Raw genomic sequence first — 22,767 nt, forward strand, 5'->3', positions numbered from 1 at the left:
TCGTTACTTGGAGGCGACGAGCGGGGCGACCTTGCTGATCGGCTCGGCGAGCGCGTTGATCGCGTCGGCCAGCGACTTGAGCTGGGCCTCGGAGAGCTCGTTGTGGAACTTCCAGCCGTCGCCGTTGCGGTACTTGTCGAGCTCCGTCTGCGCCGCCGCGAACTTCTCGTCCAGGCTCTTGGCCAGGGCGGCGTCCTTCTCCTCGATGACCGGGCGCAGCGCCGCGATCGCGGCCCGGGAGCCCTCGAGGTTGGCCTGGAAGTCCCAGAGGTCGGTGTGCGAGAAGGCGTCCTCCTCACCGGTGATCTTGCCGGTGGCGACCTCGTCCAGCAGCTCCTTGGCGCCGTTGGCGAGCTCGATCGGGGACAGCTGCACCGTCTCGGCCTTGCTCACGATGGTCTTGACGTCCGCGAGCAGCTTGTCGGCGGTCGGGCCGGACTTGCTGATGTCCTTGGTGACCCAGAGGTCCTTCTCGATCTTGTGGAAGCCGGTCCACTCCTGGCCGGGCTCGAGGTCGGCCTCGCGGGCGTCGATCGCCGGGTCGAGGTCGCCGAAGCTCTCGGCCACGGGCTCGATGCGCTCCCAGTAGGTGCGGGCGATCGGGAACAGCGACTTGGCCTTCTCGGCGTCGCCGGCCTTGACCGCGTTGACGAACTCGGTCGTCTTGTCGATCAGGGCGCCCGTGTTGTTCTTCACGTACGTCTGGTAGTCCTTGGTCGCCTGGGCGAGCTTGGCGTCGTCGGTCAGCGGCTTGCTCTCGCCGGTGGCCTTGAACTGGCCGCGGATGCCGTTGCCGACCATGCCCGGCTTGCAGGCGGTCTCGTAGGTGCCCGCCGGCAGCTCCACGACGAGGTCGCGGGTGAGACCCGGCGCGACGTTCTCGACCTCGCCGACGATGCGGTCGCCGGTGGCGTACACGTAGAACTCGGTGACCTTGCCGCCCTTGTTGCTGACGGTGAAGGTGACCGGCCCGGACGCCGTCTCGGTCTTCTCGACCTTGCACTCGGAGTCGGTGGCGGTGACGGCGATCTTGCCGTTGGAGCTGGCCCCGGCCCCGGCCCCGGATCCGCTCTTGTCGTCGCCGCAGCCGGTCAGCGCGACGGCCAGCGCCGGTACGGCACCGATCACGAGCAGGCGTGATGTACGCATGGTTCTCCTACGAGACGTGGAAGAGGGGGGTGGTGCGGCGTCAGGCTTCGGAGGCGACCGGCTTCGATGACGGCCCTGATGCCGGCTCGGATGCCGGTCGGCGCAGGAGCGGCAGCAGGAAGAGGACCAGGACCGGCACCCCGTAGGCGATCCAGGCGATGGTCTCGAGCACGGACGGCTGCGGCGTGAAGTTGAACATGCCGCGCAGCAGCTCCGCGTACCACGCGGTGGGCGGCAGCGCGCCGGAGAGGTCGAACGCGTGGTTGTTCAGCCCCGGCAGGAGGTTGGCCTCCTGCAGGTCGTGCACCCCGTACTTGAAGATCCCGGCGGCCACGAGCACGAGCAGTGCGCCGGTCCAGGTGAAGAACTTCGTCAGGTTGATCCGGATGGCGCTGGCGTAGAGCAGCCAGCCGAGCACGACCGAGGTGGCGAGGCCGAGCGAGATGCCGACGATCGGCTGCCAGGTATCGGCGCCCTGGGCCGCGGCGAAGAAGAGGATCGACGTCTCCAGGCCCTCGCGGGCGACGGCCAGGAAGGCCATGCCGGCGACCGCGAAGGGGCCGACCTGGATCGCGTCCTCGAGCTTGCCGCGCAGCTCCTTGGCCATCTGGCGGGCCATCCGCCGCATCCAGAAGATCATGAAGGTGACGAACACGACGGCGATCAGCGAGGCGATCGCGTCCACCATCTCCTGGTGGGGGCCGGAGAGATACGCGGTGCCGGCCTGCAGCAGGGCGGCCACCCCGATGGAGAGCAGCGCCGCGACCGCGACGCCGGTCCAGACCCACCGCAGCAGGTGCTTGCGGTCGCTCTTGACCAGGAACGCGACCAGGATCGAGACCACGAGCGTGATCTCGAGTCCCTCGCGCAGGCCGATCAGGTAGATGGCGGTCATTCGAGCTCCGCAGGTAAGCCTTGTCTTACTTAGGTCAGCATTACCTTAGACCTCACCGGCATTCGCTACAAGCTGGTGGGACTTGAACACCAAGGGCCCCGCCGGAGTGCTCCGGCGGGGCCCTTGACGATCAGGCTCAGTAGCGGTAGTGGTCCGCCTTGTAGGGGCCCTCCACCGGGATGCCGAGGTATTCGGCCTGCTTCTTGGTCAGCTCGGTGAGCCGGACGCCGAGCGCGTCCAGGTGCAGCCGGGCGACCTTCTCGTCGAGGTGCTTGGGCAGCGTGTAGACGCCGATCGGGTACTCCTCGGTCTTCGTGAACAGCTCGATCTGCGCGATCGTCTGGTTCGCGAAGCTGTTGGACATGACGAACGACGGGTGACCGGTCGCGTTGCCCAGGTTGAGCAGGCGGCCCTCGCTCAGCACGATGATCGAGTGACCGTCGTCGAACTTCCACTCGTCGACCTGCGGCTTGATGTTGATCCGCGTCACGTCGGAGCGACGGGCCAGGCCGGCCATGTCGATCTCGTTGTCGAAGTGGCCGATGTTGCCGACGATCGCCTGGTGCTTCATCCGGCCCATGTGCTCGGCGGTGATGACGTCGAGGCAGCCGGTGGCGGTGATGAAGATGTCGGCGGTCTCGACGACGTCCTCCATCGTGGCGACCTGGTAGCCGTCCATCGCGGCCTGCAGGGCACAGATCGGGTCGACCTCGGTGACGATGACCCGGGCGCCCTGGCCGCGCAGCGACTCGGCGCAGCCCTTGCCCACGTCGCCGTAGCCGAAGACCACGGCCACCTTGCCGCCGATGAGCACGTCGGTGGCGCGGTTGATGCCGTCGATGAGCGAGTGACGGCAGCCGTACTTGTTGTCGAACTTCGACTTCGTGACGGAGTCGTTGACGTTGATCGCCGGGAAGAGCAGCGTGCCGGCCTGCTGCATCTCGTAGAGGCGGTGCACGCCGGTGGTGGTCTCCTCGGTCACGCCCTTGATGCCGGCCGCGACGCGGGTCCAGCGGCGGTTGTCCTCGCCGATGGAGCGCTGCAGCAGCTTGAGGATGACCGCGTACTCCTCCGAGTCGGCGGTGTCCGGCGACGGCACGGCCCCCGCACCCTCGAACTCGGCGCCCTTGTGCACCAGCAGCGTGGCGTCGCCGCCGTCGTCCAGGATCATGTTCGGGCCCTGGCCGTCGGGCCAGAGCAGCACCTGCTCGGTGCACCACCAGTACTCGTCGAGGGTCTCGCCCTTCCAGGCGTAGACCGGCACGCCGGCCGGCTTCTCGGGGGTGCCCTCGGGGCCGACGGCGATCGCGGCGGCGGCGTGGTCCTGGGTCGAGAAGATGTTGCAGCTGGCCCAGCGCACCTGCGCACCGAGCGCGACGAGCGTCTCGATCAGCACTGCGGTCTGGATCGTCATGTGCAGCGAGCCGGTGATCCGCGCGCCCTTCAGGGGCTGCGTCGCGGCGAACTCGCGCCGGATGGCCATGAGGCCGGGCATCTCGTGCTCGGCGAGCTGGATCTCCTTGCGCCCGAACGCGGCGAGGGACAGATCGGCCACCTTGAAGTCACCGTCGGCGACGGTGCTCGGCGGCAGCGTGCTGGTCAATGCGATCTCCTGGTCTGCAGAGGCATACGGCGACCCTTCACGGTACGCGGCGACCGGAAAGCCTTCCAATCGCCCCTGCACGAAGTGACCGGGACAGCGAGCGGGGCGGCGGGATCGCTCCCACCGCCCCGCTCTTCCCCCCGGTTTGGTTCCCCCGCATTGGCTTCGAGCGCTGTCTCAAACCCTGCGTAGCTACGACACTACTCTGTGCAACCCAGATGTCAAGCAAATGCTCCAAATTCGGACACCCTGGATTGGTAACGAGACCGGCCGCGCCGCGAGGAACGCGACGCGGCCGGTTCAGCAGCCCGCGCCTCGCGCGAGCCTGCCCGAGTGGGTGAACTCAGGTCAGCGGCGTCGCCGCCTGGAAGGCCTCGCCGGACCCGCTGAGCGCGAGCACCGGCCGGCTCGCCGGCGCGAACGCCGCCTGGCCGGGGCTCAGCGTCACCGGGAGCGCCCCGTCGTCGACCCGGACCGAGCCGCGCGTGCACAGCACGATCCGCGGCCCCGAGCCCGGCAGCCGCACCGCCGGCCGGTCGGGGCTGAGCACCGCCCGGTGCAGCGCGAAGTCGGGCACGGGCACCGGGTAGGCCGACAGGCCGCCGCCCAGGTCCTCCGCGTGGGTGACGGGCTCGTCGAGCACCTCGAAGCGCAGCACCCGCAGCAGCTCCTCGACGTCCACATGCTTCGGGGTCAGGCCGCCGCGCAGCACGTTGTCGGAGGCGGCCATGATCTCGACGCCCACGCCGCGCAGGTAGGCGTGCAGGTTCCCGGCCGGCATCCAGACCGCCTCGGCCGGGCGCAGCCGGATCCGGTTGAGCAGCGTGGCCACGATGACCCCGCTGTCGCCCGGATACTGCTCGGCGAGCCCGGTGACCAGGTCGTAGGCCGGCTTCTCGGCCGCCCGCGGCCCGCACGCGGCCACGACCTCGCCGACGAGATCCGCGTCCGGGTGGCCGAGCAGGCCCCCGACCGCGTCGTGCAGGGCCGCGGCCGGGTCGGCCTGGCTCAGCGCGTCGATCGTCGGCTTGAGCCGCGCCACGCCGAGCGCGGCGAGGTCGGCCGCGGCCGCCGCCGGGTCGCGGAAGCCGCACAACGCGTCGAAGTCGGTCAGCGCGACCAGCATCTCCGGCTTGTGCCAGGCATCGACGTAGGACTGGTGCCCGGCCGCGTGCGCCGCCCGGGCCTGCTCCAGCGTCGGGTGCGCCTGCAGCGACAGCGGCTGGGCGGCCGCGAGCACCTTGAGCAGGAACGGCAGCCGCGTGCCGAAGCGCTCGACGTTGGCCGCACCGAGCAGCGTCCGCGGGTCGGCGGCGATCGCGTCGACCAGCGAGGTGCCGCTCACCGCGAGCCGCGACGGGCCGGCCGGGTGGGCCCCCATCCACAGCTCGGCCTCGGGGTCCGGGGTCGGCGTGGGCCGGCCCTGCAGCGTGGCGATCGCGGTGCGCGAGCCCCAGGCGTACTTGCGGATCGGGCTGTCGAGCAGTTCCACGGTCAGTGCGCCTCCGCGCTGGTCGGGACGGTGTTCTGGCCGGCCTCGCCGGCCTTGGCGGCGCGGTAGATGTCGGGCTCCAGGTAGATCACGCGGGCGATCGGCACCGCGGCCCGGATGCGGGCCTCGGCGGCGTCGATGCCGCGGGCGATCTCGTCGGCCGTCTCGTTGTGCCGGACCGCGATCTTCGCCGCGACCAGCAGCTCGTCCGGGCCCAGGTGGACGGTGCGCATGTGGATCACGCGCTCGACCTCGGGGCCGTCGACGATCGCCTGCTCGATCGCGGCGACCTGGTCCGGGGTGGCCGCCTCGCCGACGAGCAGGCTCTTCATCTCGACCGCCAGGACGCCCGCGACCGCGATGAGCAGCACGCCGATGGCCGCGGTGCCGATGCCGTCCCAGATGCCGTTGCCGGTGATCAGGGTCAGCCCGACGCCGAAGAGCGCGAGCACCAGGCCGAGCAGGGCCGCGAAGTCCTCGAGCAGGATGACCGGCAGCTCCGGCTCCTTGGCCCGGCGGATGAACTGCACCCAGGTCGCCTCGCCCTTGATCTTCTTCGTCTCGCCGATCGCGGTGCGGAAGGACAGGCCCTCCATGACGATCGCCGCGACGAGGACCGCCACCGGCACCCACTGCCAGGACTCGATCGGCTCCGGGTGGGAGATCTTGTGCCAGGCCTCGTAGATGGCGAAGACGCCGCCGACGAAGAACAGCACGACGGCGACGATGAAGGCGTAGATGTACCGCTCGCGGCCGTAGCCGAACGGGTGGCGCGCGGTGGCCCGCTTCGAGGCCTGCTTGCCGCCGAGCAGCAGCAGGCCCTGGTTGCCGGAGTCGGCCACCGAGTGGATGGCCTCGGCCAGCATCGACGACGACCCGGTCAGGAAGAACGCGACGAACTTCGTGGCGGCGATGCCAAGGTTCGCGGCCAGCGCCGCCAGGATTGCCTTCGTCCCGCCCTCGGTGCTCACATCGCCTCCGCTTCGCTACGGCGATGCGAGGCATCGCACTGAGTTGGTTGGTGAGAGGCCCCTCCGCTTCGCTTCGGACCGCTCACGGACTCACCAGATCCTTCATCTCGGACACGGCAGGGACGGCCATGGGGTCGAAGCCGTGGGCCAGACCCAGGTAGATCGAGGTGAAGTCCGGCACGGCGACGAGCGAAGCCAATCGTTCCAGAGCGGAGCCACCCTCGGCGGTGATCAGGCTCACCCGAACCCCCCGGCGCTCGGCCAGCTCCTGCACGGCCTCGGCCCGGCGCTCCTCGACCACGACCGGCTCGCCGTCGTCCTCGTCCTCTCCGGTCAGCCCGCCGTCGCGCAGCAGCACCAGGCGCAGCCGGGTGGCCGGGTTGTCGGCGTCCTCGTCCGGGTCGGCGAAGATGTCCCGGTCGGCCTCGGCCAGGCCGCCGTAGACCCCGTCGAGCAGGCCGACCCGGCCCCGGCCCGCCTCGCCGAGCGCGCCGACGACTGCGGGGTAGCGAGCGTTGGCCGACAGCGTGTCACCGAAGCGGCGGGCCGCCACGGTGGCCAGCGGCGAGGAGCCCCAGACGATCGGCACCGAGTGGGCCAGGTCCAGGGCCAGGCTCTTGCCCGGGTTCACGAACGTCTCCATCGCCGTGCGGCACCGCTCGGCGTCGACGTCCAGCCGCGCGGCGGTCTCGGCGAAGTCGGCCTCGGTGACCTTGACCAGGCCGAGCTGGCGCGCGGCGAGCAGCACCGGGACGGTCAGGCCCCAGAGGCTGGCCCGGGCCGGCGCCCGCCGCGGCACCGGGATGAACGGCGCGCGGAAGCGGTCGGCCAGGGCATGCAGCTGGGTGTCGGGCGCGCCGATGGCCACGAGCCGGGCCCCGCGGCGACCGGCGGCCTCGGCGGCGGCGAGCGCCTCCGGGGAGCGGCCGGACGCCGAGACGGCGATGACCACGTCGGCCGCGCCGACCCAGCCGGGGATGCCCGCGCTGCGGTGGGCCAGGACCGGCACCGGGCAGCGCGGCCCGGCGACGGTCTCGAGGATGTCCCCCGTGCGCGCGGCCGTGCCGACGCCCGCGACGACCACGGCCCGCGGGCGGCCCTCGTCGGCCAGCGCGCTCAGGTCGGTCTCGGCGGCCAGCGTGGCCGCCTCCCGCACCTGGGCACCGGCCGACGCGGTCGCGCGCAGCATGCCGCCCGGGTCGTTCTTCTCCAGCGCCTCGGCGTTGTCCAGCAGCGCCAGGTCGATCTCGCGATGCCCGCGGACACCCGCAGTGCCTTCCAGTGGATTCATGCCGCACCACCCTCTTCGGTCTTGGCGGATTCCCCGTCGGTACCGTTCTCAACCGCACCGTCGGGAGAGGGCCGGCGCGCCTCGTCGAGCAGGAGCACCGGGATGCCGTCGCGGATCTCGAAGATCCGCCCGCATTCGGTGCAGGTCAACGTCTGCGCATCGGCGTCGAGGGTGAGCTCGGCGTGGTGCTCGTCGGGGCAGCGCAGGATCGACAGCAGGGCGGGGTCCACGGACACGCGTTCCAACTCCTTCTCAGCGGCGGACGACTCAGCGGCGGATGACGGCCAGCATCTCATCGCGCAGCGCCGCCATCCGCTCGGCGGTCGGCGCCTCAACGTTAAGCCGCAGAAGCGGTTCCGTGTTGGACGGGCGCACGTTGGCCCAGCTGCCGTCGGGGAAGCTGAGGGTGATCCCGTCGAGCCGGTCGATCTCCACCGGGAACACCCGCTCGATCTCGGCCATCTTCGCGGCGGTGTCGGCGACCGTGGAGTTGATCTCGCCCGAGGCCACGTACCGCTCGTAGTCCTTGGCCAGCGCCGACAGCGGGGAGGGCTGGCCGCCGAGCAGGGCCAGCGTGTGCAGGGCGGCGAGCATGCCGGTGTCGGCGCCCCAGAAGTCGCGGAAGTAGTAGTGCGCCGAGTGCTCGCCGCCGAAGACCGCGCCGGTGCGGGCCATCTCGGCCTTGATGAACGAGTGCCCGACCCGGGTGCGCACCGGCTCGCCGCCGTGCTCGCGGACGATCTCGGGCACCACCTTCGAGGTGATGAGGTTGTGGATGATCGTCCCGCCCGGGTCCTTGGCCAGCTCGCGGACCGCGACCATCGCCGTGATCACCGACGGGGAGACGGCCTCGCCCCGCTCGTCGACCACGAAGCAGCGGTCGGCGTCGCCGTCGAAGGCCAGGCCGATGTCGGCGCCGGTCGCGCGAACCTTGGCCTGCAGGTCGACCAGGTTGGCCGGCTCCAGCGGGTTGGCCTCGTGGTTGGGGAAGGTGCCGTCGAGCTCGAAGTACAGCGGGATGATCGTCAGCGGCAGGCCCGAGCCGAGCACGGCCGGCACCGTGTAACCGCCCATGCCGTTGCCGGCGTCGACCACGACCGTCAGCGGCCGGATGTCGGAGAGGTCCACGAGCTTGAGCAGGTGGGTGGCGTACCGCTCCAGCAGGCTGTACTGCTCCAGGCCGCCCCTGAGCTCACCCTCGGCGACCCGGGCCCCGCTGTCGAGGATCTGCTGCGCGCGCTCGCGGATCTCGGTCAGGCCGGTGTCCTGCCCGACCGGCTTGGCGCCCTGCTTGCACAGCTTGATCCCGTTGTACTGCGCGGGGTTGTGGCTCGCGGTGAACATGGCGCCGGGCAGGTCGAGCACGCCCGAGGCGTAGTACAGCAGGTCGGTGGAGCCCAGGCCGGCCTCCAGCACGTCGGCGCCCTCGGCGCGCGCGCCGTTGGCGAACGCCGTGGCCAGGGCCGGGCCCGACGCCCGCATGTCGTGCGCGGTCACGATCTTCTCGACGAACTCCCCACGGCTGCGCAGCGTCTGCACGAACGCCCGCCCGAGTGCCTCCGCCACCGGCTCGTTGAGCTGGTCGGGCACCGTCCCCCGCACGTCGTAGGCCTTGACGATCCGGCTCAGGTCGATCACAGTCTCGCACCCCTAGTCGTGGTCGCTGTTCCTACGACGGAGCCTAGTGCGGTTGCGTTCCGTGCACGTGTCAGTCCTAAGTTGCGCATGTGAGAACCAGGAAAGCTTGTGGTGCAGGATGAGCACATGGCAGAGGAAGGCAGCTCCCTGCGGGCGATCGTCGCGGCCCTGTCCGCGAACCTCGGCATCGCGCTGAGCAAGTTCGTCGCGTTCCTGTTCACCGGCTCGTCGTCGCTGCTCGCGGAGGCCGTGCACTCGGTGGCCGACACCGCCAACCAGGTGCTGCTGCTCATCGGCGGCCGCCGCGCCCAGCAGCGGGCCAGCCAGCTGCACCCGTTCGGCTACGCACGGTTCCGATACTTCTACGCCTTCCTCGTCACCCTCGTGATCTTCCTCGTCGGCGGCGTCTTCGCGCTCTTCGAGGGCTGGCAGAAGGTGCACCACCCGGAGCCGGTCGAGGACCCGATCTGGGCATTCGCGGTGCTGGGCATCTCGGTCGGGCTGGAGTCGTTCTCCCTGCGCACCGCGGTGCGCGAGGCCGAGCCGTCCCGCCGCGGGGCGCCCTGGCTGCGGTTCATCCGCACCACCCGCTCCCCCGAGCTGCCGGTCGTGCTCGCCGAGGACTTCGGCGCGCTGACCGGCCTCACCTTCGCCTTCGCCGGCATCACCCTCGCGGTGATCACCGGCGACGGGCGCTGGGACGCGGCCGGCACACTGGCCATCGGCGTGCTGCTCGTGGTCATCTCGATCACGCTGTCGCAGCGGATGCGCAGCCTGCTCATCGGCGAGTCGGCCGACAACAGCACCCTGCTGGCGATCGAGGCGGCGATCGAGCGGGAGCCGCTGATCGAGCGCGTGATCCATCTGCGCACCGTGCACCTCGGCCCCGACCAGCTGCTGATCGCGGCCAAGGTGGCGGTGCGGGCCAGCGAGACGATGGCGCACGTGGCCCAGGCGATCAACCGCGCCGAGCGCCAGGTCCGCGACGCCCTGACCTACGAGTGCTTCATCTTCTTGGAGCCGGACGTGTTCGACGCGAAGCTCTTCGAGACCGCCGAGCGCCCGCCCGGCTCCTCCTCGGCCGAGCCCCGTGAGGCGTGGGAGTGACTACAGCTGGAGTCCGGTGAGGACCATGACGCGCTCCTCGGTGTAGTCGGCCATCGCGCTGGCCAGGCCCTCGCGCCCGACCCCGCTGGCCTTGGCCCCGCCGTAGGGCATCTGGTCGGCCCGGTAGCTGGGCACGTCGCCCACGATCACCCCGCCGACGTCGAGCACCCGGTGGGCCTCGAAGGCCCGGTCCAGCCGCCGGGTGAACACGCCGGCCTGCAGCCCGTAGGGCGAGGCGTTGACCGCCGCGAACCCGTCGGCGTCGGAGGCGACGCGCTCGAGCACCAGCACCGGGCCGAAGACCTCCTCGGCGCTGACCTTGGCGTCGGCCGGCGCGTGCGCGAGGACGGTCGGGGCGTAGGCGGCGCCGTCGCGGGTGCCGCCGGTGAGCAGCTTGGCCCCGGCCGCGACCGCCTCGCCGACCCAGTCCTCGACCCGCCGGGCCGCGGCCTCGCTGATGAGCGGGCCGACGTCGGTCTCGTCGGCGGCCGGGTCGCCGGTCACCTGGGCCTCGACCGCCGACACCAGCCTCTCGGCCAGCTCGTCGTAGTGGCGCTCGTGGACGTACACCCGCTGCACCGCGATGCAGCTCTGCCCGGCCTGGTAGTTGGAGAAGGTGGCGATCCGGTTCGCCGCCCAGTCCAGGTCGTCCCAGTCCTCGCACACCACCACGGCCGCGTTGCCGCCGAGCTCCAGGGTGACGTGCTTGCGCGGCACGGCGTCGCGGATCTGCCAGCCGACCGGGCCCGAGCCGGTGAACGACACGACGGGCAGCCGCGGGTCGGCGACCAGGGCGGGGGCGCGGTCGTTCGGGATCGGCACGATCGACCACATCCCCGCGGGCAGGCCGCTCCGGTCGGAGGCTTCCGCCAGGATCTCGCCGAGCAGCAGCGCGCTGAGCGGGGTCGCCGGGGCCGGCTTGAGCACGATCGGCGCGCCGACGGCCAGGGCCGGGGCGACCTTGTGAGCGACCAGGTTGAGCGGGAAGTTGAACGGGGAGATGCCCAGCACCGGGCCCCGGGGCACCCGCTTGACCAGGGCGATGCGCCCGGTCGCGGCCGGGTCGGTGTCGAGGCGCTGCAGCGAGCCGGAGAAGCGGCGGGCCTCCTCGGCGGCCCAGCGGAACGTCGACACCGCGCGGGCGACCTCGCCCCGCGACCACTTCATCGGCTTGCCGTTCTCGGCGGTGATGAGCCGGGCGACCTCGTCGGCGCGCTCCTTGAGCCGGGCGCTGACGTGGTCGAGGGCGGCGGCCCGGGCGCTCGCGGGCAGGGCCGCGGCCTCGGCGGCGACGGCGGCCGCGGCGGCGACCGCCGCCTCAACCTGCTCGGGGGTGGCGTTGGAGGTGGTGCCGACCTGACGCCCGTCATAGGGGTGGCGGATCTCGACGGCGTCGTCGCTGGTTGCCGGGCGCCCGGCGATGAAGAACGGGGTCACGATTCCACCCTAACCCCAACGGAAACAGTTGCCCGAGGGCTTGTGTGCGACGGATTCGATGGAAAGATGTCCGTGCCGGGCACTCAAGGGAGCGGACATGACCGAACAGCTGCAGAACTTCGTCGACGGCGCGTACATCGACCCCGCCGACGGCCGTTACTCCGACCTGATCGACCCGTCCACCGGCGAGGTGTTCGCCTCGGCGCCGGTCTCCAGCGCCGAGGACGTCGACCGCGCCGTGCGCGCCGCGGCGAAGGCCTTCGAGACCTGGCGCGACGCCACGCCCTCGGAGCGGCAGCGGGCCCTGCTCAAGCTCGCCGACGCGATGGAGGACCGGGCGTCGGAGATCATCGACGCCGAGGTGCGCAACACCGGCAAGCCCCGCGCGATGACCGCCAGCGAGGAGCTGCCGCCGTCGATCGACCAGATCCGGTTCTTCGCCGGGGCCGCCCGGGTGCTCGAGGGCAAGTCGGCCGGCGAGTACATGAAGGGCCACACCAGCTACGTGCGGCGCGAGCCGATCGGCGTGTGCGCCCAGGTCACCCCGTGGAACTACCCGCTGATGATGGCGGTGTGGAAGATCGCCCCGGCGCTGGCCGCGGGCAACACGGTCGTGCTGAAGCCGTCCGACACCACGCCCGTCTCGTCGCTGCTGCTGGCCGAGCTGGCCGCCGAGTTCCTGCCGCCGGGCGTGCTCAACGTGATCACCGGCGACCGGGACACCGGCCGCGCCCTGGTCGCGCACCCGACCCCGAACTTCGTCTCCATCACCGGCTCGGTCCGGGCCGGGCGCGAGGTGGCCGCCGGGGCCGCCCCGTCGCTCAAGCGCACCCACCTGGAGCTGGGCGGCAAGGCCCCGGTCGTGGTCTTCGACGACGCCGACCTGGCCGCCGCGGCCGAGGCGATCGCGGTCGCGGGCTACTTCAACGCGGGCCAGGACTGCACGGCGGCCACCCGCGTGCTGGCCGGGCCGGGCATCTACGACGACTTCGTGGCCGCGCTCGCCGAGCAGGCGGCCGCGACGAAGACCGGCGCCCCGGACGACGACGACATCCTCTACGGCCCGCTGAACAACGCCAACCAGCTGGCCCGGGTCGGCGGCTTCATCGACCGGCTGCCCGAGCACGCCCGGCTCGACACCGGCGGGGCCCGGGTCGGCGACAGGGGCTACTTCTACTCGCCCACCGTCGTCTCCGGCCTGCGCCAGGACGACGAGATCATCCAGGACGAGGTGTTCGGGCCGGTCATCACCGTGCAGCGCTTCACCGACGAGGACGAGGCGGTGCGCTGGGCCAACGGGGTGGAGTACGGCCTGTCGTCCTCCGTCTGGACCCGCGACCACGGCCGCGCGATGCGCATGACCCGGCGGCTCGACTTCGGCTGCGTCTGGGTCAACGCCCACATCCCGATCGTCGCGGAAATGCCGCACGGCGGGTTCAAACAGTCCGGATACGGTAAGGACCTCTCCATGTACGGCCTCGAGGACTACACCCGGATCAAGCACGTCATGCACAACATCGAGCTGTGATGACATCGTCCGAGGATCTGCGCAAGCGCCGCTCCGCCGCCGTCGCGCGCGGGGTCAGCAGCATGATCGGCTCGTACGTCGACCACGCCTCCGGCGGCACCCTCACGGATGTCGACGGGCGGGAGTGGATCGACCTCGCGGCCGGCATCGCGGTCACGAACGTCGGCAACGCGAACCCGCGGGTGGTCGAGGCGGTGCGGCGGCAGGCGGAGCGGTTCACGCACACCTGCTTCATGATCGCGCCGTACGAGGGCTATGTCGCCGTCTGCGAGCAGCTCAACGCGCTCACCCCCGGCGGGTTCGAGAAGCGCTCGGCGCTGTTCAACTCGGGCGCCGAGGCGGTCGAGAACGCGGTGAAGATCGCCCGGCACGCCACCGGGCGCCGGGCCGTCGTCGTGTTCGACCACGCGTACCACGGCCGGACCAACCTCACCATGGCGCTCACCGCGAAGGACATGCCCTACAAGCACGGCTTCGGCCCGTTCGCCGGTGAGATCTACCGGATGCCGATGTCCTACCCGTTCCGCGACGGCCTCGCCGGCCCGGACGCCGCCGCGCTGGCCATCGGCATGATCGAGAAGCAGGTGGGCGCCGACCAGGTGGCCGCGGTGCTGATCGAGCCGATCCAGGGCGAGGGCGGCTTCGTGGTGCCCGCGCCGGGCTTCCTGCCGTCGCTGGCCGCCTGGGCGCGGGCGAACGGGGCGCTGTTCGTCGCCGACGAGATCCAGACCGGCTTCTGCCGCACCGGGGACTGGTTCGCCACCACCCACGAGCGGCTGGAGCCGGACCTGATCACCACCGCGAAGGGCATCGCCGGCGGCCTGCCCCTGGCCGGGGTGACCGGGCGGGCCGAGTTCATGGACACCGTGCACCCGGGCGGCCTCGGCGGCACCTACGGCGGCAACCCGGTGGCCTGCGCGGCCGCGCTCGCCTCGATCGAGACCATGCGGGAGCTCGACCTGGCCGCGGCCGCCCGGCGGATCGAGTCCGTCATGCTGCCCCGCCTGCGCGACCTGCAGTCCCGCTTCCCGTTCATCGGCGACGTCCGCGGCCGGGGCGCGATGCTGGCCCTGGAGATCGTGGTGCCCGAGTCCGCCGCACCGGGCGAGCTCACCGCCGAGCGGGGCTGGGCCAGGGGCGCGCCGATGGGCGCGACCCCGGACCCGGCGAAGACCGCCGACATCCAGCGCCTGGCCCACGAGGCCGGGCTGCTGCTGCTCACCTGCGGCACCTACGGCAACGTGATCCGCTTCCTGCCCCCGCTCGTGATGGACGACCCGACCCTGCAGCGCGCGCTCGACCTGCTGGAGTCGGTGCTCTGAGCATCCGTTCGCCCCTTGGCGATCGGGGGTGACCCGGGTCACTATGGGGCATGCGCAATCCCTGGCTGGCCCTGCCGGCGGGCGCCGACGCCCGCGAGCGGATCGGCCAGGTCGGCCGCGCCTGGACCGCGTTCCTGGGCGGCGGCCGGGTCGAGGAGCAGGTGCGCGGCGTCGTCGCCGACTCGTGGCGGCGCAGCGCCGCGGCCCGGCTGGACCCGGACGCGACCGCGCCCGTGGACCTCGGCGACGAGGAGCTGGAGGAGTATCGCCGCAGCCACCCGCTGCGCCACGCGCTGCCGCTCTTCCGGGACCTGCTCGGCACCTTCGCCGAGGACGGGGACCACCTGATGGCCGTGTGCGACGCCCAGGGCCGGCTGCTGTGGGTCGAGGGCCACAAGACGGTGGTGCGCCGGGCCGAGGACATGAACTTCGTCGCCGGCGCGCAGTGGGACGAGGCCCACGCGGGCACCAACGCGCCCGGCACCGCCATCGCCCTCGACCACGAGGTGCAGATCTTCGCCACCGAGCACTTCAGCCGCCGCGTCCAGCGGTTCACCTGCTCCGCCGCGCCGATCCACGACCCGCGCACCGGCCGCCTGCTCGGCGCGATCGACGTGACGGGCGGCGACCACCTGGCCAGTCCGCACTCGCTCGCGCTGGTCGTCGCCACCGCCCGCGCGGCCGAGGCGCACCTGGCCACCCTCGCGCCCTCGGGCCCCACGTTCACCGCGCTCGGCCGCGACGAAGCCGTGCTGCGCGCGCGGCGGCTGAGCCGACGGCACAGCGAGATCGTGGCCCTGCTGTGCGCCCATCCCGAGGGGCTCACCGGCGACCAGCTCGCCCTGGAGCTCTACGGCGATGAGTGCGTCAACCCGGTCACCCTGCGCGCGGAGCTGTCGCGGCTGCGTCACGTGCTCGGTCCGCTGCTGCTGTCGCGCCCCTACCGGCTGCGCGACGCGGTCGCGTCCGACTTCGCCGAGATCGCCGAGTGCCTCGCGGCCGGGGACGTGAAGGGGGCCCTGCGCGCCTACCCCGGCCCGCTGCTGCCCAACTCGGAGGCGCCCGGCATCGTGCGGCTGCGCCGGCTCATCGAGGGCCAGCTGCGCGCGGGGGTCCGGGCCAGTGGGGACCCGGAGATGCTCGCAGCCTGGACGGCGGCCGCGTGGGGCGCCGAGGACCTGTGGATGTGGGAGGCCCTCGCCGCCGCCCTGCCGCCCGGCTCGCCCCGCCAGGCCCTGGCCCTGGAGCGGGTCGCGTGCCTGTCGGAGGAGTACGCAACGTTGTTGCAACGTCCCCGTAACTAACTTCGGGGCATGACCCGCTACGCAGCCCCGGGCCAGGACGGATCCCTGGTCACCTTCCAGTCCCGCTACGACCACTGGATCGGCGGCGAGTACGTCAAACCCGCCCGCGGCCAGTACTTCGAGAACCCGACGCCGGTGACCGGCCAGACCTTCACCGAGATCGCGCGGGGCACCGCCGACGACGTGGAGGCCGCGCTCGACGCCGCCCACGGTGCGGCCGATGCGTGGGGCCGCACCTCGGTGGCCGACCGCGCCAACATCCTCAACAAGATCGCCGACCGCATCGAGGCCAACCTCGAGACCCTCGCCGTCGCCGAGACCTGGGAGAACGGCAAGCCGATCCGGGAGACGCTGGCCGCCGACCTGCCGCTGGCCGTCGACCACTTCCGGTACTTCGCCGGCGCCATCCGCGCCCAGGAGGGAAGCCTCGGCGAGCTGGACGACGACACCGTGGCGTACCACTTCCACGAGCCGCTGGGCGTCGTCGCGCAGATCATCCCGTGGAACTTCCCGCTGCTCATGGCCACCTGGAAGCTCGCTCCCGCGCTCGCCGCCGGCAACGCGGTCGTGCTCAAGCCGGCCGAGCAGACCCCCGCCTCCATCCACGTGCTCATGAGCCTCATCGCCGACCTGCTCCCGCCGGGCGTGGTCAACATCGTCAACGGCTTCGGCGTCGAGGCCGGCAAGCCGCTGGCCAGCAGCCCGCGGGTCGCCAAGGTCGCGTTCACGGGCGAGACCACGACCGGGCGGCTGATCATGCAGTACGCCAGCGAGAACATCAAGCCGGTGACCCTGGAGCTCGGCGGCAAGAGCCCCAACATCTTCTTCGACGACGTCTCCTGCGCCGACGACGCCTTCTTCGACAAGGCGCTCGAGGGCTTCGCGATGTTCGCGCTCAACCAGGGCGAGGTGTGCACCTGCCCGTCCCGCGCGCTCGTCCAGCAGGGCCACTACGGCACGTTCATGGACGCCGCGACCGAGCGCGTCCGGGCGATCAAGCAGGGCCACCCGCTCGACACCGACACGATGATCGGCGCGCAGGCCTCCAACGACCAGCTCGAGAAGATCCTCTCCTACCTCGACATCGGCCGGCAGGAGGGCGCGAAGGTCCGCATCGGCGGCGAGCGCGCGGACCTCGGCGGGGAGCTCTCCGGCGGGTACTACGTGCAGCCCACGGTCTTCGAGGGCGACAACGCGATGCGCGTCTTCCAGGAGGAGATCTTCGGCCCGGTGGTCTCGGTGACCTCGTTCTCCGACTTCGCCGACGCCATCAAGATCGCCAACGACACCCTCTACGGCCTCGGCGCCGGCGTGTGGACCCGCGACACGAACACCGCCTACCGCGCCGGCCGGGCGATCCAGGCCGGCCGGGTGTGGACCAACTGCTACCACGCCTACCCGGCGCACGCGGCGTTCGGCGGCTACAAGCAGTCCGGCATCGGCCGCGAGAACCACAAGATGATGCTGGAGCACTACCAGCAGACCAAGAACCTGCTCGTCAGCTACAGCCCGAACAAGCTCGGGTTCTTCTAGAGATGCAGCGCGTGGCGGTGACCCCCGCGGCGGCCGACCTGATCCGGTCGCTGCGGGGCACGCACGGACCCCTGATGTTCCACCAGTCCGGCGGCTGCTGCGACGGCAGCTCGCCGATGTGCTACCCGGAGGGCGAGTTCCGCACCGGCTCCTCCGACGTGCTCCTGGCGTCGCTGGCCGTGGAGGGCGTCGACGAGCCGGTGACGTTCTGGATGTCGAAGTCGCAGTTCGAGCTCTGGCGGCACACCCACCTCACGGTCGACGTGGTGCCCGGGCGCGGCTCCGGCTTCTCCCTGGAGGCGCCGGAGGGGGTGCGCTTCCTGATCAGGTCGAGGCTGCTGACCCCGGAGGAGCTGGCAGCCCTCGACTAGCGGCCCTCGAGGAGCGGCCGGCGCGGGTCCCACGGGTCTCCGCGCCGGCGCCGGGCGATCGCCGACAGCGCCTCCAGCACGACCCGGTTGGCGAGGAACGCGGTGATCTCGGCGTGGTCGTAGGGCGGGCTCACCTCGACCACGTCGACCCCGGCGATCGGCAGCTCGTAGCAGCAGCGGCGCACCGCGTCGAGCAGCTGCCGCGCGGTCAGCCCGCCCGGCTCCGGGGTGCCGGTGCCGGGCGCCATCCCCGGGTCGACCACGTCGACGTCGACGGAGAGGAACACGCCGTCGCACTCGTCGGTGGCGATGGTGAAGGCCTCCGTCAGGCACTCGTCGAGGCCGCGGGCGACGATCTCGGTCATCTCGTAGGAGCGCAGGCCCTGGCCGGCCATCCAGTCCAGCGTCTGCGGGCCGGGCCAGTAGCCGCGCAGGCCCAGCTGCAGGAACCGGTCGCCGCGCAGGGCACCGGACTCGATCAGGCGACGCATCGGCTGCCCGTGGCCGACCAGCGAGCCCATCTCGACGTCGCCGGTGTCGGCGTGGGCGTCGAAGTGGACCATCGAGACGCGGCCGTAGCCGAGCTTGCGGGCCACGCCGGTCGCGTCGGGCCAGGCGATGGTGTGATCGCCTCCGAGCACGACCGGGATCGCGCCCGAGTCGGCGACGGCGAAGACGGCGTCCTCGAGCGTCTTGAGCGCCGCCGTGGACTCCGGGGCGTACATGTGGACGTCCCCGGCATCGAAGACCCTCAGGTCCCGCAGCGCGTCGACCCGCATGGCGAGCGAGGGCCGCGAGCCGTCGTGGGGCAGGTAGCAGGCCTGGCGGATCGCCTGCGGGCCGAACCGGGTGCCGGGCCGGTGGGAGGTTCCGCCGTCGTAGGGCGCGCCGATGATCACCACGTCGGCCTCGGGCAGCGCGGCCAGGTCGCAGCGCGGCACCCCGAGGAACGTGAAGTCCGGTCCGAATTGGTTCATGACTCGCTCACAGCTCCTGCATACTCCACGGCACCCCGTGCTCGGCGAGCAGCTCGAGGAACGGCCGCGGCGGGAAGGCCTCGGGGCCGAGCACGCCCGTGCCCGTCCACGTGCCGGCCGCGAGCAGCTCGAGGCCGACCACCGCGTTGACCGCGGTCTGCCACACGACGGCCTGGCAGCCGTACTCGCGCATGGTCCACGCGTTGTCGACGACGTGGTACAGGTAGGTCGCCCGCGGCCGCCCGTCGCGCCCGAGCCCGGTGACGTAGGTGCCGGCGCAGGTGCGCCCGTGCATCCGCTCGCCGAGCTTCGCCGGGTCGGGCAGGACCGCGGCCACCACGTCGCGCGGGGACACCGCCACGCCGCCGACCGTCACCTTCCTCGTCGAGTCGAGCCCGAGCTTGTGGATGGTCTTGAGCACCTGGATGAACTCGTCGCCCAGGCCGGCTTTGAAGGTGACCCGCCGCACGTCGATCCAGCGCGGGATGAGCACCACCTCCTCGTGCTCGACGTGCACGCACTCGATCGGGCCGATGCCGGCCGGGAAGTCGAAGATCTCGGGCTCGGAGAAGGGCCTCGTGACGTACAACCCGCGGTTCTTCTCGTAGATGAGCGGCGGGTTGAGGCACTCCTCGATCGTCGTCCAGATCGAGGACGCGGGGGCGAACTCGTAACCGTCCACCACCAGGTCCGAGCCGCCGCGGACGCCGATGTCGTGCACCTCGGCGAAGAGCACGTCGGCGGCGTAACGGGCGAAGACGTCGGACAGGCCGGGCGCGACGCCCATGCCCACGAGCGCCAGCCGGTCGGCCGCCCGCCACCGGTCCTCGACCGCGAACTGCTCGGCGCCGAGCAGCACCCCGACCTTCTGGTAGGGCCGCTGCGGGTGCGGCTGGGACAGCGACATCGCCATGTCGACGTAGTGCGCGCGGGCCTCGAGCGCGCCGGTGAGGATCGCGACCACGAAGCGGGGGTCGACGGCGTTGAGCACGTGCGTGATGCGCAGGCTCCGGCACAGCTGCGCGACGGCGGGGGCGGAGGAGGCGTCGAGGACCGCGGCGGCGAACCGCGGATCGTCCACCGAGGAGACCGCGGCCTCGGCCCGGGCGGCGTCGTGGTCGGCCACGACGCAGTGCTCGAGGAAGGGACGGCGGGCGGCGATGCGCACCGCCGCGGTGCCGACACCACCGGCGCCGACGATCAGCAGTCGCATGCGCCGCTAGGCCTTCCGGCGCAGGCGCGGCAACTGGCCGATCAGGACGATCAGGAACGAGATCAGGAACATCGCGGTGCCGATGACGTTGATCTGGGCGGGGATGCCGCGCTGCGAGGCTCCCCAGACGAACATCGGGAAGGTCACGACGGTCCCGGAGTTGAAGTTGGTGACGATGAAATCGTCGAAGGACAGCGAGAACGACAGCAGGGCGGCCGCGACGATGCCGGGCATCACCAGCGGCAGGGTCACCCGCAGGAACGTCTGCCGCTCGTCGGCGTAGAGGTCCATGGCCGCCTCCTGCAGCCGCGGGTCGAGCCCGGCCAGGCGCGCCTTGACCGTGACGACCACGAACGACAGGCAGAACAGCACGTGGGCGATGACGACGGTCCAGAAGCCCAGCGGCACGCCCGAGGCGACGAAGAGCGCCAGCAGCGACGAGCCCATCACGATCTCGGGCGTCGCCATGGGCAGGAAGATCAGCGTGTTGGTCGCGCCGCGGCCGCGGAAGCTGTGCCGGGCCAGCGCGAAGGACATCAGCGTGCCCAGCACCGTCGCGCCCACGGTGGCCAGCACCGCGACGCCGATGCTGAGCCAGAACGCGTCGGCGATGCCGGCCGCGCCGAAGGGGTGCTTCCAGTGCTCCAGCGTGAACTTGTAGTTGTCCAGCGTGTAGGGGGCGTTGGGGCGGGCGTCCCGGAACGACATCGCGGCCACGACGGCGATCGGCACGAAGAGGTACAGCAGGACGATCAGCCCGATCGCGAGCACCCAGTGATCGGCGAGGAATCTGCGCAGGCGGTGGAGCATCAGAGCACCTCGTCCGTTCCGGCGCGCTTGACGTAGACGAAGACCAGCACGAGGATCGCGGCCATCAGGGTGAACGACAGCGCGGCCGCGGCCGGGTAGTCGCCGACCTTGAGGAACTTGGACTGGATGACGTTGCCGATCATGTACTGCCGGTTGGTCCCCAGCAGCTGCGCGTTGATGTAGTCGCCGGCCGCCGGGATGAACGTCAGCAGCGTGCCGGCCACGACGCCGGGCATCGACAGCGGCAGCACGACCCGCGTGAAGCGCGCGACCGGGCGGGCGTAGAGGTCGCCGGCCGCCTCGATGAGCCGCGGGTCGAGCTTCTCCAGGCTGGCGTAGAGCGGCAGCACCATGAACGGCAGGAAGTTGTAGACCAGCCCCGCGATCACCGCCGGCGTGGTGGCCAGCAGCCGGCCGTCGGGCAGCGGGACGTGCAGCGCGTTGAGCACCGACACGACCGTGCCGTTGTCGGACAGGATGACCTTCCAGGCCAGCGTGCGGATCAGGAAGCTCGTGAAGAACGGCGCGATGACGCAGATGAGCAGCACGTTCTTCCAGCGGCCGGCCTTGAGCGCGATCGCGTAGGCCAGCGGGTAGCCCAGCAGCAGCGAGAACGCGGTGGTCAGCAGCGCGTACCACAGCGAGCGGCCGAACTGGGGCAGGTATTCGGCGACGGCGCCGGAGTAGTTGCTGAACTGCCAGGTCATCGCGTATCCGTCCTCCAGCGACCCGCTCGGGTCGTAGAGGCTGGTCGCGAAGAGCTGGACGCACGGCACCGCGAAGAACAGGATCAGCCACAGGCCGCCGGGGAGCAGCAGCAGGTAGGGCAGCCACTTCTTCCTGGGTCGTTCGAGCTTGACCGGGGCACTGTTACCGGCCCCCAGCTGCCCCAGCGCACTCATGCCGACACCTCCGCTCCGCTCCGGCGGCGGCATGAGGTCCATCTGAGCTGCTGATGAGCGGCCACTCCGCTTCGCTCCGTACCGCTCATGCCGCCACTTCCTGGGCATCCACCACCGGCGCGTGGGTCTCGCCGGCCGGGCGGGGCAGGAGGAACGCGTGGTCGGGCCGCCAGTGCACGGTCACCTCGCTGGCCACGGCGAGCGGCGCGGCCACGCCCGAGTTGGGCGCGAAGACCGTCAGCTCGTCGCCCCAGGGCGCACGCACGAGGTACTGCGTGCTGACCCCCATGTAGGAGGAGTCGGTCACGATCCCGGTGACGCTCTGGTGGCCGGCCGGCACCTCCCCCGTGCTCAGGTGCAGCTTCTCCGGCCGCACGCCGAGCCACACCGTGCCCTCGGCGGCGCGGGCGCGCGCGGCCGGAACCGTGTAGCGGCCCCCGTAGGCCCCGACCAGCAGGTCGTCGCCGGAGCGCCCGGTCACGTCGGCGGCGAGCAGGTTGGACTGGCCCAGGAAGTTGGCCACGAAGGCGGTGCCGGGAAAGTCGTACATCTCCACGGGCGCGCCGAGCTGCTCGATGCGCCCGGCGTTCATCACCGCGACCGTATCGGCCATCGTCATGGCCTCCTCCTGGTCGTGCGTGACGTGCACGAACGTGATGCCGACCTCGGTCTGGATGCGCTTGAGCTCGACCTGCATCTGCCGGCGCAGCTTCAGGTCGAGCGCGCCGAGCGGCTCGTCGAGCAGCAGCACCTGGGGCCGGTTGATCAGCGCCCGGGCGAGCGCCACCCGCTGCTGCTGGCCGCCGGAGAGCTGGGCCGGCCGGCGCTTGCCGAAGCCGTCGAGGTCGACCAGGTGGAGCATTTCCTCCACCTGGTCGGTGCACTTGCGGATGCCGCGCCGGCGCAGGCCGAACGCGACGTTGTCCTCGATGTTGAGGTGCGGGAAGAGCGCGTAGCTCTGGAACACCGTGTTGACCGGCCGCTTGTAGGGCCGCAGCCGCGTGACGTCGGAGTCGCCGAGCAGGACCTGGCCCTCGGTCGGCTCCTCGAGCCCCGCGATCATCCGCAGGGTGGTCGTCTTGCCACAGCCGGACGCGCCCAGCAACGCGAAGAACGAACCCTGGGGCACGGTGAGGGTCAGGTCGTCGACCGCGGTGAAGGTGCCGAACCGCTTCGTCACACCACTGAGGCGGAGGTCGGCGCCGCTGGGCTGCCCGGTCATGG

At 71.5% G+C, this 22,767-nt stretch carries 20 protein-coding genes; 6 read left to right on the forward strand and 14 right to left on the reverse strand.

Features of this window, described 5'->3' with window-relative positions; genetic code table 11:
* Positions 1 to 3 precede the first annotated feature (3 nt).
* The 8 genes from efeO to ACQP2P_RS41750 form a co-directional block, all read right to left on the reverse strand.
* Positions 4 to 1,149: an iron uptake system protein EfeO gene (gene efeO / locus ACQP2P_RS41715; protein WP_433610589.1), complete on the reverse strand. Its 1,146-nt coding sequence runs from the start codon at positions 1,147 to 1,149 to the stop codon at positions 4 to 6.
* 40 nt (positions 1,150 to 1,189) lie between these two features.
* Positions 1,190 to 2,044 (reverse strand): iron uptake transporter permease EfeU, encoded by an 855-nt coding sequence (efeU, locus tag ACQP2P_RS41720; protein ID WP_433610591.1) that lies wholly within the window; start codon positions 2,042 to 2,044, stop codon positions 1,190 to 1,192.
* Positions 2,045 to 2,180: 136 nt separating this feature from the next.
* Positions 2,181 to 3,647 (reverse strand): adenosylhomocysteinase, encoded by a 1,467-nt coding sequence (gene ahcY, locus ACQP2P_RS41725; RefSeq protein ID WP_433610593.1) that lies wholly within the window; start codon positions 3,645 to 3,647, stop codon positions 2,181 to 2,183.
* 343 nt (positions 3,648 to 3,990) lie between these two features.
* Positions 3,991 to 5,139, reverse strand: coding sequence for a mannose-6-phosphate isomerase, class I (gene manA / locus ACQP2P_RS41730; protein ID WP_433610595.1), 1,149 nt, complete (start codon positions 5,137 to 5,139; stop codon positions 3,991 to 3,993).
* 2 nt (positions 5,140 to 5,141) lie between these two features.
* A complete protein-coding gene (locus ACQP2P_RS41735) occupies positions 5,142 to 6,110 on the reverse strand; it encodes a cation diffusion facilitator family transporter (RefSeq protein WP_433610597.1) in 969 nt (322 codons plus the stop codon).
* Between the two features lie 82 nt (positions 6,111 to 6,192).
* Positions 6,193 to 7,401, reverse strand: coding sequence for an SIS domain-containing protein (locus tag ACQP2P_RS41740; protein WP_433610599.1), 1,209 nt, complete (start codon positions 7,399 to 7,401; stop codon positions 6,193 to 6,195).
* Complete coding sequence (locus ACQP2P_RS41745) at positions 7,398 to 7,637, reverse strand: Trm112 family protein (protein ID WP_433080430.1); 240 nt, start codon at positions 7,635 to 7,637, stop codon at positions 7,398 to 7,400. The genes ACQP2P_RS41740 and ACQP2P_RS41745 overlap by 4 nt, the downstream gene beginning before the upstream one ends.
* A gap of 31 nt (positions 7,638 to 7,668) precedes the next feature.
* On the reverse strand, positions 7,669 to 9,039 hold the full coding sequence (locus tag ACQP2P_RS41750; protein WP_433610602.1) for a phosphomannomutase/phosphoglucomutase: 1,371 nt from the start codon (positions 9,037 to 9,039) through the stop codon (positions 7,669 to 7,671).
* Between the two features lie 126 nt (positions 9,040 to 9,165).
* Between ACQP2P_RS41750 and ACQP2P_RS41755 the strand changes: the two genes are divergently transcribed.
* Entirely contained in the window at positions 9,166 to 10,146 is a 981-nt protein-coding gene (locus tag ACQP2P_RS41755; protein ID WP_433610604.1) for a cation diffusion facilitator family transporter, read from the forward strand.
* Here ACQP2P_RS41755 and ACQP2P_RS41760 read toward each other — a convergent pair whose 3' ends face one another.
* Positions 10,147 to 11,583 carry an aldehyde dehydrogenase family protein gene (locus ACQP2P_RS41760; RefSeq protein ID WP_433610606.1) on the reverse strand — a complete coding sequence of 479 codons (1,437 nt, stop codon included), beginning with the start codon at positions 11,581 to 11,583 and terminating at the stop codon, positions 10,147 to 10,149.
* Between the two features lie 97 nt (positions 11,584 to 11,680).
* Between ACQP2P_RS41760 and ACQP2P_RS41765 the strand changes: the two genes are divergently transcribed.
* Genes ACQP2P_RS41765 through ACQP2P_RS41785 form a run of 5 tightly spaced genes read left to right on the forward strand, consistent with a single transcriptional unit; the run spans position 11,681 to position 17,641 of the window.
* Positions 11,681 to 13,111, forward strand: coding sequence for a gamma-aminobutyraldehyde dehydrogenase (locus tag ACQP2P_RS41765; RefSeq protein WP_433610608.1), 1,431 nt, complete (start codon positions 11,681 to 11,683; stop codon positions 13,109 to 13,111).
* Positions 13,111 to 14,433, forward strand: a complete 1,323-nt coding sequence (gene gabT / locus ACQP2P_RS41770; protein WP_433610610.1) for a 4-aminobutyrate--2-oxoglutarate transaminase — start codon at positions 13,111 to 13,113, stop codon at positions 14,431 to 14,433. The genes ACQP2P_RS41765 and gabT overlap by 1 nt, the downstream gene beginning before the upstream one ends.
* A gap of 50 nt (positions 14,434 to 14,483) precedes the next feature.
* The gene (locus tag ACQP2P_RS41775) at positions 14,484 to 15,737 is read left to right on the forward strand and encodes a GAF domain-containing protein (RefSeq protein WP_433610612.1); all 1,254 of its coding nucleotides are present in this window, start codon (positions 14,484 to 14,486) and stop codon (positions 15,735 to 15,737) included.
* 9 nt (positions 15,738 to 15,746) lie between these two features.
* Positions 15,747 to 17,270 carry an aldehyde dehydrogenase gene (gene adh, locus ACQP2P_RS41780; RefSeq protein ID WP_433610614.1) on the forward strand — a complete coding sequence of 508 codons (1,524 nt, stop codon included), beginning with the start codon at positions 15,747 to 15,749 and terminating at the stop codon, positions 17,268 to 17,270.
* A 2-nt stretch (positions 17,271 to 17,272) separates the two neighbouring features.
* Positions 17,273 to 17,641 (forward strand): DUF779 domain-containing protein, encoded by a 369-nt coding sequence (locus ACQP2P_RS41785; protein WP_433610616.1) that lies wholly within the window; start codon positions 17,273 to 17,275, stop codon positions 17,639 to 17,641.
* On the opposite strand, the gene speB is transcribed toward ACQP2P_RS41785, so the two are convergent.
* From speB to ACQP2P_RS41810, 5 genes are all read right to left on the reverse strand, one after another.
* Positions 17,638 to 18,618: an agmatinase gene (gene speB / locus ACQP2P_RS41790; RefSeq protein WP_433610618.1), complete on the reverse strand. Its 981-nt coding sequence runs from the start codon at positions 18,616 to 18,618 to the stop codon at positions 17,638 to 17,640. The genes ACQP2P_RS41785 and speB overlap by 4 nt on opposite strands.
* A 7-nt stretch (positions 18,619 to 18,625) precedes the next feature.
* Positions 18,626 to 19,831 carry a saccharopine dehydrogenase family protein gene (locus ACQP2P_RS41795; RefSeq protein WP_433610620.1) on the reverse strand — a complete coding sequence of 402 codons (1,206 nt, stop codon included), beginning with the start codon at positions 19,829 to 19,831 and terminating at the stop codon, positions 18,626 to 18,628.
* 6 nt (positions 19,832 to 19,837) lie between these two features.
* Positions 19,838 to 20,641, reverse strand: a complete 804-nt coding sequence (locus ACQP2P_RS41800; RefSeq protein ID WP_433610622.1) for an ABC transporter permease — start codon at positions 20,639 to 20,641, stop codon at positions 19,838 to 19,840.
* Positions 20,641 to 21,543, reverse strand: coding sequence for an ABC transporter permease (locus ACQP2P_RS41805; RefSeq protein WP_433610624.1), 903 nt, complete (start codon positions 21,541 to 21,543; stop codon positions 20,641 to 20,643). Before ACQP2P_RS41805 ends, ACQP2P_RS41800 begins: the two co-directional genes overlap by 1 nt.
* An 85-nt stretch (positions 21,544 to 21,628) precedes the next feature.
* Positions 21,629 to 22,765, reverse strand: coding sequence for an ABC transporter ATP-binding protein (locus ACQP2P_RS41810; RefSeq protein ID WP_433610626.1), 1,137 nt, complete (start codon positions 22,763 to 22,765; stop codon positions 21,629 to 21,631).
* Positions 22,766 to 22,767 lie beyond the last annotated feature (2 nt).

Origin of the sequence: Dactylosporangium sp. CA-139114, from assembly GCF_050955725.1 — a bacterium.
In the GTDB taxonomy this organism is placed as follows: domain Bacteria; phylum Actinomycetota; class Actinomycetes; order Mycobacteriales; family Micromonosporaceae; genus Dactylosporangium.